The following is a 10,811-nucleotide window of genomic DNA, read 5'->3' on the forward strand; positions in this document are numbered from 1 at the left end:
GTTTAGTTCTTTTTTTTTTGGGCAGCAGTGGTTCAATTAAAGCCCACTCGCTGTCTGTCAAGCTACTTGAGTATGGCATTTTCTATCCATTATACTCTCTCACAAAGATCCGTTTAGGGGTTCTATAGCGCTACCCATTAAGGTGTTTGACATGAATAGAAGCTGAAACCCTTTTATATTCGCCTGTTGACTATTGCCTCACAGGAGTGCGCATTCCCTCTCTTGGTCAGCATTCCCTCTCTTGGTCAGCATTCTGCAAGTGAGCTGGCGTCGTCGCGGGGTCTGACCGCTTGCGTCTCATGCCGACGCGGGGTCGCACCGCTGTTGCCTGTTGCCTTGCGCGTAGCGCTATAATTTTAACATTAGACTTGTCGCTTTATAACTTAAAAAAAATCCCAAAAACCTTATTCTGTAAGGATTGTAGCTATTGAATATCAATAATGCTTGGAATTATTGCTCTGTCTAGGTTAGAGTAATTTTTTTCCCTTATTTAGCGACAACTCTATTAAAGAAAGCTTCCTGGAATTGACTTCCGTGCATATTGCATCAATATCCTACCTACTAACGCACCGACCAGATTTTAATAGTTTTGTCATCGCTACCACTAACAATAGTTTGCCCGTCGGAGCTGATGGCAATAGAAGTCACGACCCACGTATGACCAGTGAGAGTATTTTTGAGACTACCCGTTGCTAAATCCCAAATTTTGATAGTTTTGTCCTCGCTACCACTAACAATAGTCTGACCGTCGGGACTAATAGCTACAGACCAAACTTCGTTGCTATGACCAGTGAGAGTATTTTTGAGATTGCTGATTAATATGATGTCGTTTTCAACTTTAGAAAAAAATCTTAAATCCCAGACTTGAATAGTCTCGTCCGCACTACCACTGACAACATTCTGTCCGTCGGAGCTAATAGCAACAGAAAGAACCCGATCGCTATGACTACGGAGATCATTTATAAGACTACCCGTTACCAAATTCCAGATTTTGATAGTCCCGTCCGCACTACCACTGACAATAATCTGTTTCTCCGAGCTGATAGCTACAGAATAAACTGCTTTGCTATGACCAGTGAGAGTAGCTTTCAGACTTTCTGTAGCTAAATCCCAAATTTTGGTAGTGCCATCAGCGCTACCACTAATAACAGTTTGTCCGTCGCGACTGATGGCAATAGAATAAACCGCTTTGCTATGACCAGTGAGAGTAGCTTTCAGACTTTCTGTAGCCAAATCCCAAATTTTGATAGTGCCATCAGCACCACCACTAATAACAGTCTGTCCATCGGGGGTAATAGCGACTGCAAAAATCTTGTCACTCTGAGCAGCAAGAGTCCCTTGGAGACTACCATTTATCCAATCCCAAACTTTTATAGTTTTGTCCCAGCTACCACTAACAACAGTCCGTCCGTCAGGACTAACGGCAACAGTACGAATCCAGTCGTTATGATCGCTGAGGGTGCGAACTTCAGAAATATTAGTGGCGTAGGAGATGAGGTTGGGAGTTGAAGTTTTAACTGATGCTCCCTCATTTTGACTATTTCTAGTAGGTGAGGATGAGAATATTTCCTGTTCTCTAGAAATATTATTAATAATAATAGAAGCAATAATAATACTGAAAGCAATACCAATACCTACACCTATTTTGACTAAAGTTTGAGCAGAAGTTGATGAGGAGGAAGTGGGAGGAAAAGTAGTTTTTGGCTGACTATTATGCTGATTACTATTTATTAAAACTGTATGTTGCTTTGATATTTATTGTTGTGATTGGTAATTGACATTATTATTAATATTAGATAATTCAATTATGACTTCATCAATACTTTGATAACGATTTTTCCAGTAATCTGACACCATTTTATCTAGAATCAAGACTAATTTATCGCTAATATTAACTGTGTTTTTCCAGACAATTTCACCTGTTGACTGGTCTTTAACTAATCGATTTGCTTGTATTCCAGTTAATGCTTCAATACCAATCATTCCCACAGCATAAATATCACTACAAAATCTAGGCTGACCCGCTGCTTGTTCGCTAGGCATATATCCAGGAGTTCCCACTGCGATTGTCATAGTTGTATGACCCCCAGTTGTAATTGCTAACCCTTTAATTTCTTTCACTGCCCCAAAATCGATTAATACAATTTTTCTATCAGATTTTCTCCGCATAATATTTTGCAGTTTTAAGTCACGATGAATTACATTTTGCTGATGTACATACTTTAAAACTTCCAAGATTTCAGTTAAGAGTTGAATAGTCTGATTTTCACTAAAACTTTTCCCTGAATAAATTTCCTTTGTTAAATCATTTCCTTCTATGAACTCTTGAACTAAATAAAATTGCCCACCCTCTTCAAAGTAGGCAAATAATCTGGGAATTTGATTGTGTTCCCCGAGACGTTGTAATATTATTGCTTCTTTTTCAAATAAAGTTTTAGCAACTTGAAAAACTTCTGGTCGTGGGTCATATGGGGCTAGTTTTTTTACCACACATTGAGGATGATTGGGAAGGTCTAAATCTAGTGCTAAATAGGTAGTCCCGAAACCACCTTTACCTAACTCTGATATAATTTTATAGCGATATCTAAGTATTTTGTTAATCATTATTTTTTTTGATAAATTTATAGCTTGTTTTAGGAGTCAGGAATTATAAAATAGTTAGAGTAGTTTAATCTTTTAAATATTTTCAAGCCGATTTATTAATCAAAGTAATCTTTTAGCTATAATATTTATTTTAGGGGTCAATTTAATCTTTGAACTTTTTTTTACTAGGCAATATAGCTACGCTAGGCTGCACCGATATAATCTTGGGCATTTAATTTTATAGTTAGTAATTGGGATTGACTCATAATTGCTTTTTCGATTCTGGCTATAAGTTGGGGAACTAATTTGCGTTTTTCTGACTAAGTGGTATCTATATTTTGAGAAGTTAGCAATTTTGGTTTTTCATCTTGCAAAAGTTATTTTAAAATTACAATAACTTGTTGACTTAAATTGCGATTATTTTTATTAGCTAATTTTTGAATTTTTGCCATTAATTCATCAGGTAAGTCATTAATTGTGAGATTTGCCATAATTATTTCTTGATTTTTTTTGAATTGGATTTATATTTTAATATTTTAACCAATTTGTAGGTTGGGTTGAGGAACGTAGCTTGCTTCTCCGCAGGAGTAACCCAACAAATACTTACAGCAAATTTCAGGTTTATGAAGTACAGTAGGAGTATATTTTCAAACAGTTTTTGAACTGTTGAATTAAGGTTTGATTATTGTTGGTCTGAAGTACTGGAATTACTGTGCTACATTTATATGGAATAGGCTGCATAATTGTTCGGTTGCGCTATCGCTTAACCCAACCTACTGTAACTAACCCCTCGCAATGACAATTAAGTAAATATTGTGATGGCAAGTGGAACGGAGTGGGGTTCAATCATGGATAATTGATAATTGATAATTGATAATTACCTTTCCCTAAAAGGAAGAGGATTGAATAAAAGGAAAATTTTTTCTCTCTTGGTCGATTGGATATGGCGAGGAGACCCGTTCTTACAGACCCGCTCCGAAGATCGCCATCCCTCAACCGCTTGTTTCTCCTTGCTCATGAGAGGCTTTAAACCTTTATTTTTCGGTGAAAATTCTCAGTGCTAGCTATGGAAATGTTCAAATAAAGAAAACTCCCTACAAATTACTTGCTAAAACTTTTTTCTGTTGATGAATCAAAGGCTTATATTTTATCATGCTCATCAAGCTTCTTTGAGACAGTACAAATAAGATCATGAGACTGCGACAAACTAAACTGTAAAAGGTATTTAAATAGAAATACAAGATAACAAATAAACACAGATTTTATAATCAAATCAATAAACCTATATTGCTCCCAGTAAAAGTAAAAGTAAAAGCAAAATAAAAGAAGGCTGCCTAAAGCAAGTATTAGCAAATATTCTACTTTTTTTAAACTAATAGGAGCCAATACCGGGAGATGTCCCCTAGGAGCATTTCTTTCAAAGATTATATTATGGTAGAATAACCATCCACCAAAAAATCCCCAATTTCGCTTCAGTTTCCATCCAATTTTCTCTCCAAATCGTTGATAAATTTCTTTTCTATATCGTTGATAAATTTCTTTTCTATCTTTTAAAAGTAGATTTCCGGTATCCAAGTAAATTTGCTTTTGAATCCTAAACCCAAAGTGCCCATTACTGTATTTTTCCCAGAGTTTGTTAATAGTTTGCAAGTCGGTACAAGGAATTTTCTTGATACTTTTGGAATTTAATCTCGACATAAATAGTGGCTTAACTAGCCATCTTGCTTTGACAGCTTTTTGCATAACTATATTTGTTTCCCGATTTGCCTCTTTCCACTTTCCTGCCGCTAATAAGTCACGCAACTTACGATAGTCAACCCCACTATCTGAAACCAGACGCATATCATTAGAGAGTGCAGGTTGTAGAGAATTCCCAACATTAAGAACAGTAGAACCTGCAACAGTTGCGAAATAATCGTTAACTAGTTTCCTAGAAAAGAAAGTACGTTGATATGTAGTAGCATTAGCAGAATAACTACCAACTCTGAGTTCAGCCATCACCTGATCAATACTGTGATAACGATGTCTCCAATCATACAACATCATTTTACTAAGAACCCGACCTAAATTATCACTTACATTAACTCGATCTTTCCAGATAATTTTACCAGTTGAGATATCTTTAGGAAGTAGATTTACATTAACTCCAGTTAATGCTTCAATAGCCATGATTCCCACAGCATAAATATCACTACAAAACTTAGGTCGACCTGCTGCTTGTTCGCTAGGCATATATCCAGGAGTTCCTACTGCTATTGTTACAGTTGTTTTACCTCCTCTCATCACAGTTAATCCTTTAATTTCTTTCACCGACCCAAAATCTATTAAGACAATTTTCCCGTCAGATTTTCTCCGCATAATATTCTCAGGTTTCAAGTCACGATGAATTACATTTTGCTTATGCACATATTTTAAAACTGACAAAATTTCAGTTAATAATTGAACAGTCTCATCTTCTCTCAATCTACTCCTTAAAAATTTATTCCAAGAATAAATCTCTTTTGTTAAGTCATATCCCTCAATAAATTCTTGAACCAAATAAAATTGCCCATCTTCTTCAAAGTAGGCAAATAACTGAGGAATTTGCTCGTGTTTTCCCAGACGATGTAATATTTTTGCTTCCTTATCAAATAAATTTTTAGCAATTTGAAAAACTTGTGGACGCGGGTCTAAAGGAGTTAGTTGTTTAACCACACATTGAGGACAATTAGGAAGGTCTAAATCAACTGCTAAATAAGTAGTTCCAAAACCACCCTTTCCTAACTCAGAGATAATTTGATAACGACGCCTAAGTATTTTGTTAATCATTATTTTTTTTATTTTTTTTGATAAATTTATAGCTTTTTTTTAGGAGTTAGGAATTAGAAAATAGTTAGAGTAGTTTAATCTTTTAAATATTTTAAAGCTGACAACAAATGCATACAATAGGGTATATAATTGTTGGGTTGTGCGATCGCTTAACCCAACCTACTGGACCGACACACCTAAAATGTTGCTTCGTTAACGCTTAAGAGGTACAAAGTCATACCCATCGCCAATCTTCACAACTTCCACTAATTGAATATCACCATCATAGTCACCAGAGTCTAAAAATTTCACTGCTCTCAATGCTCCAGGTGTAGAAAAGTTTGATGATAACTCCTCCCGAACACCTTCACGAGTTGGTTGAGTTTGTTTTTCAATTGCCTTTCCCAGAGCTTGAACTGCATCATACGCAGTAATTGTTCGCCAATTCACACTTGAAGTTCCCCAAAGTTTTCGAGAGCGTTCTGGAAAATCTGAACCTGCTTCATTTACTTCAATATCCCATGCTATAGCTACAATCATTTTGACAGCACTATCTCGACCTTTCTCAAGAGTCTTTGCAGAGTAAACCTCATCCCCACCTAATACTGGTAAATTCCCTTGATTAACCTGAAGTATTTCCAGAGCTTGATCTAAATAACCTGAGCTAGGAGCTAGCATTATAACCTGTGCTGAATCTTTTGCCCTATTGAGAACTTTAGTTGCTTTATCACGCCAATCTTCAGGATTTTTTGACCATGTAGATAGATCGCAATCTGGGTCTTCTCTCAGAATAATATTCCTTCTCCCTATCTCAGAGATAAATTCTTGACTTAGCGATTTGCTGTACTTGCTATCTGAGTTATAAAATACCACTGCTTTTACTGAGTTTAACTGATCCTGAGCATATTTTGCTAAAGCTTTTGCAGCTGCTTGATCGTTAGGTACGGTGCGAAAAAAATAAGGACTGTAATTTGTTAGCTCAACAGAGGTACTAAGAGATATCGATACAAGCTGGTTATCCTTGTAAATATTGGCTGTTGCTAGGGAAGTGTCACTTGAGTAGTGACCAACTACTCCTAGAATTTCCTTTCTCTTGCCTAACTCTGTAGCAACTTCTTCGGCAATTTTTGTACCATTATTAAAGTCATTATCATCATCATCAGCAATTGCTATTTTCAACATTCCTTCAGCACCCGATCTAGAAAAATTCCAATCATACTGAGCATGAGCAATTCCACGCAAAACTTCCAGAGAAGCATTCAAATTACTACTAATTGGCATAGATACAGCAATAACGTGGTAAGGTTTTTTACTTTTTTCAACTTCTAGGTTATTCAGAAAAATTCGTGCTTCTGGATCATTGGGTGTTGATTCCAAGTAATTAGTTAAGGTTCTAAATGCACGATCATAATTCTTATTGGCAATTGAATTAATTCCTCTTTCTCTTTCAGGTCTAACTTCCTCTGGATTTGCTAAGGATTTCTCTCCAAATGTAATACGCTCTGAAATAGCGTCACCATTAATAGGAGAATTTTCAGCACAAGAAATGACAATAAAGACTATGAAACTAAGGAATATCAGCTTTAGCAGTTTAACTCGTAATATACTGTTCATAAATAAAAAAAACAAAAATTTAGCAAAACTCAACTAATATTAGTTCTTGGGAGGATTAAACTTATGCACATTCAAATCTCTTTAGATCATAATTCACACTGGGAAGCTCGAATTAGAATTAAGTCAAAATTTTCATCGTCGGTACTGAGATGTCCTTTTGGAGCATCCATTGTAAACTTAAGGTCTTTATCCAAGAGGTAGCCATTGTCATCCTTATCTGTTCCTGTTTTCCATCCTACGGCCATCGCGAACCGTCGCCAAGCCTGAACATCATCTCGAAAAACTTTCAGGTTGTCCCCATTTTCTTGAATTACCTGAAGCTGGGCAGTGTAGCCAAATCTGCCATTCGATCTTTGTGTCCAAATTTGATTAATTCGCTGCAAATCTGGGCAAGAAAATTGCTTTGCCTCTTCTTCAGATATATAAGAATAATCCCCATCTCGATCGCCAATTTGGTTAATTAATTGCCAATTCTGTCGATCTGCGTGACGCCATTGTCCTGCTTCTGTCAAAGCATCCAAACGGTTGTACATTGCCTCCACATCTTTCCCTTCTCCTGCTTCTATGACTCCTTTTGACAAGATAGAAGGAAGAATAACAGAAGCAACACCACCCAAAGCAACAATACCCAAAGCAGCAATACCAAAAGCAACTCCCAAACGTTTTTTAGAAAGTCTGGGTTTAACAATATTCTTTAATTCGCCTATCACTTCATCAACAGTTTGATAACGATTTCTCCAATCATACAACACCATTTTATCCAGAACTAAACCCAAGTTATTACTCACATTAACTTGCTTTTTCCAAATAATTTCACCAGTAGATGGGTTTTCAGAAAACTGATTTGCCCGCATTCCAGTTAATGCTTCAATACCTATCATTCCCACAGCATAAATATCGCTACAAAATTTAGGTTTACCTGCTGCTTGTTCACTAGGCATATATCCATGAGTTCCCACTGCTATTGTTGTAGTTGTATGACCTGAACTTGTAACTGTTAATCCTTTAATTTCTTTAACTGCCCCAAAATCTATTAAGACAATTTTGCCATCAGATTTTCTCCGCATAATATTCTGAAGCTTTAAGTCACGATGAATTACATTTTGCTGATGTACATATTTTAAAACCTCTAATATTTCAGTTAATAATTTAGCGGCCTCATTTTCTGTAAATATTTTTTGAGAATCAATCTCTTTTGCTAAGTCATTTCCTTCAATAAATTCTTGTACTAAATAAAATTTTCCTTCCTCTTCAAAGTAGTCAAAAAATGTAGGTATTTGATTATGTTTTCCCAAATTTTGTAAAGCTTTTGCTTCTTTTTCAAATAATTTTTTAGCCACTTGAAAAACTTTCTGTCTGGGGTCTGATGGAGCTAGTTGTTTAACAACACATTGAGAATGATTAGGAGAGTATAAATCAATTGCTAGGTAAGTAGTTCCAAAGCTACCTTTTCCTAACTCAGAAATAACTTGATAACGATGCCTAAGTATTCTGTTAGTCATTATTTTTTTTGAGAAATTTATAGCTTGTTTTAAGTAGAGCAAACTAAAAAAAAGACGTTGCATTTTTAATCAAAAAAAACCCTAAAGGCAATCAATATAAACTTTTGAGCTAATTTACAATTTGATACATAGTGCCCAAAATTTACCATGTTCTACTTAGAAGTCAGGAATTATAAAATAGTTAGATTAGTTTAATCTTTTAAATATTTCCCAGCCGATTTATTAATCAAATCTAAAGGAGAGGCTTTAAACCTTAATTATTCGGTAAAGTCCAGCCCCATCCTAGAGATGAGAACCTCAGACCTATTGGCATCTGTGGGCGAAAGAAATGGAAGGGTGAAAGTGGCTACCACGGACGCTCCTGATCCCAGACCACAATGTTGAGGCTGAAAGTGATGTTTGGAGGCAAGTTGCAACGACGAAAATTTGATAGTCAGCCAGTGGAATTATTCATACAATGTGCTATGGTCAACAGTATGATTCAAAGTTGTCAGCCGGAAAGTGACAAAGTACTATTCTCATTTATTCTTCTACAGGGGTGATTTTGCGATTCTGGGACGGATCGCGGAGCGAATCGCAACTTTCATGCAACAAAGCCACTATTTGTAGCAAACATTGATCAAATTGGTATTAACTCTTAAGTTAAGAAGGCACAAAAAAATTTAGGTTAACCAAAAGTAAGCAAATATCACAAAATTTACGACTGGCAGGAATAACACTAGATTTATCCCACCTACTTTTTTATCATTTTCTTTGTGGGTTTAATACCCCACCGTCAACTGGAGTGTTCACGCATTACTTGGGGGAGCGAATCCCCATGTAATTTTCCTCCTGTCTCCTGTCTCCTGTCTCCTGTCTCCTGTCTCCTGTCTCCTTAAATTTACGACTGGCAGGAATAACACTAGATTTATCCCACCTACTTTTTTATCATTTTCTTTGTGGGTTTAATACCCCACCGTCAACTGGAGTGTTCACGCATTACTTGGGGGAGCGAATCCCCATGTAATTTTCCTCCTGTCTCCTGTCTCCTGTCTCCTGTCTCCTGTCTCCTTCTTCAAGGCCTAAAATCAAATTAACTAAACCTACTCAAAAAATAGAAATAATGAAAGGAATCTGGCTAGAAAATCAACAACTCCAACTCCGCAGCGACCTCCCTACACCCGAACCCCCAGCAGGAGAAGCACTTGTCCGCGTCTTGCGTGCCGGTATCTGCAATACAGACCTAGAACTTCTCAGAGGTTACTACCCTTACAAAGGAATCTTAGGCCATGAATTTGTTGGTGTGGTCGAACAAGGACCCGAAAATTTACTCAATCGACGAGTGGTAGGAGAAATTAATGCTGCTTGTGGTTATTGTCGCTTTTGCTTAAGCAACCAACCTACCCACTGTGAAAATCGGACAGTCTTGGGAATAGTTAACCGCAATGGAGCTTTTGCCGAATATCTCACCTTGCCAGTAAAAAATCTCCATCCGGTACCTGAAAATGTCTCAACCGATGAAGCTACATTTACCGAACCAGTAGCAGCAGCACTAGAAATTCAGCAACAGATACAAATTTGCCCAGTAGATAAAGTTTTAGTAGTGGGGGATGGTAAACTCGGACAATTGGTGGCACAAACTTTAGCTTTGACTGATTGTCAGTTATTGGTTATTGGTCGTCATCGGGAAAAACTGGCAAATTTAGAGGAGCGGGGAATTAAAACTGGGTTTGCTGATGCGGTTACTACAGGAGCTTTTGATGTGGCAGTGGAATGTACTGGCAACCCAGAAGGATTTGCGATCGCTCGTCGTGCTCTTCGACCTTGTGGTATTTTGGTCCTCAAAAGTACTTATGCTGGGAATCTGAGTTTGGATATTTCATCGTTGGTGGTGGATGAAATTACTTTAGTTGGTTCTCGTTGCGGACCTTTTAAACCAGCATTGGAACTACTATCACAACAGAAGGTTAATGTCAAGCCATTAATCCAAGCTCATTATCCTCTAGAAGCAGGAATTGATGCTTTTGCTCATGCTCAGAAGAAGGGAATATTAAAAGTATTAGTGGATATTGGGCAGGAATAGGCTGTTGATTTTTTTTGAAATTAAGTTTATACACCTCAAATCAAAAAGCAGCAAGCATCAAAACTATTTCTAACTATTGCCTAATATCAGTTTCAAAAAAGAATGCTATAAAAACTGCATCTCGATTAGATATGCTTAAAAATAGCAGTTATAATTGATTTGAGATAGTTATCTCTATCGTTTTTCCCTTTCTTTCAATATTTACCCCTTCTTGCTTCTTACTTCTTACTTCTTACTTCTTCAATAGGAATTAATCCGGTCGT

The 10,811-nt window shown here is 36.7% G+C and carries 6 protein-coding genes and 1 pseudogene; 1 reads left to right on the top strand and 6 read right to left on the bottom strand.

The features are described from left to right. Positions 1-561: 561 nt before the first annotated feature. The 6 genes and pseudogenes from F6K27_RS30750 to F6K27_RS30770 form a co-directional block, all read right to left on the bottom strand. Positions 562-1,233, bottom strand: coding sequence for a WD40 repeat domain-containing protein (locus tag F6K27_RS30750; protein ID WP_287275070.1), 672 nt, complete (start codon positions 1,231-1,233; stop codon positions 562-564). 12 nt (positions 1,234-1,245) lie between these two features. Continuing rightward, positions 1,246-1,755 (bottom strand): annotated as a pseudogene (locus F6K27_RS34180) (WD40 repeat domain-containing protein); the annotation flags it as partial. Then, the gene (locus F6K27_RS30755) at positions 1,756-2,604 is read right to left on the bottom strand and encodes a serine/threonine-protein kinase (protein WP_287275071.1); all 849 of its coding nucleotides are present in this window, start codon (positions 2,602-2,604) and stop codon (positions 1,756-1,758) included. Positions 2,605-3,723: 1,119 nt separating this feature from the next. Continuing rightward, positions 3,724-5,391, bottom strand: coding sequence for a serine/threonine-protein kinase (locus F6K27_RS30760; protein WP_287275072.1), 1,668 nt, complete (start codon positions 5,389-5,391; stop codon positions 3,724-3,726). A 192-nt stretch (positions 5,392-5,583) separates the two neighbouring features. Next, positions 5,584-6,984 (bottom strand): ABC transporter substrate-binding protein, encoded by a 1,401-nt coding sequence (locus F6K27_RS30765; protein WP_287275073.1) that lies wholly within the window; start codon positions 6,982-6,984, stop codon positions 5,584-5,586. A gap of 86 nt (positions 6,985-7,070) precedes the next feature. After that, entirely contained in the window at positions 7,071-8,486 is a 1,416-nt protein-coding gene (locus tag F6K27_RS30770; RefSeq protein ID WP_287275074.1) for a serine/threonine-protein kinase, read from the bottom strand. 1,102 nt (positions 8,487-9,588) lie between these two features. Between F6K27_RS30770 and F6K27_RS30775 the strand changes: the two genes are divergently transcribed. After that, positions 9,589-10,548, top strand: coding sequence for an alcohol dehydrogenase catalytic domain-containing protein (locus tag F6K27_RS30775; RefSeq protein WP_287275075.1), 960 nt, complete (start codon positions 9,589-9,591; stop codon positions 10,546-10,548). Positions 10,549-10,811: the final 263 nt, after the last annotated feature.

The sequence above is a fragment of the Okeania sp. SIO2F5 genome (assembly GCF_010692685.1).
Taxonomy (GTDB): domain Bacteria; phylum Cyanobacteriota; class Cyanobacteriia; order Cyanobacteriales; family Microcoleaceae; genus Okeania; species Okeania hirsuta.

Excerpts from the sequence above, each read along its gene's own strand:
- F6K27_RS30770 (WP_287275074.1), bottom strand. The coding sequence starts at position 8,486 with ATGACTAACAGAATACTTAGGCATCGTTATCAAGTTATTTCTGAGTTA.
- F6K27_RS30755 (WP_287275071.1), bottom strand. The coding sequence starts at position 2,604 with ATGATTAACAAAATACTTAGATATCGCTATAAAATTATATCAGAGTTA.
- F6K27_RS30775 (WP_287275075.1), top strand. The coding sequence starts at position 9,589 with ATGAAAGGAATCTGGCTAGAAAATCAACAACTCCAACTCCGCAGCGAC.
- F6K27_RS30765 (WP_287275073.1), bottom strand. The coding sequence starts at position 6,984 with ATGAACAGTATATTACGAGTTAAACTGCTAAAGCTGATATTCCTTAGT.
- F6K27_RS30760 (WP_287275072.1), bottom strand. The coding sequence starts at position 5,391 with ATGATTAACAAAATACTTAGGCGTCGTTATCAAATTATCTCTGAGTTA.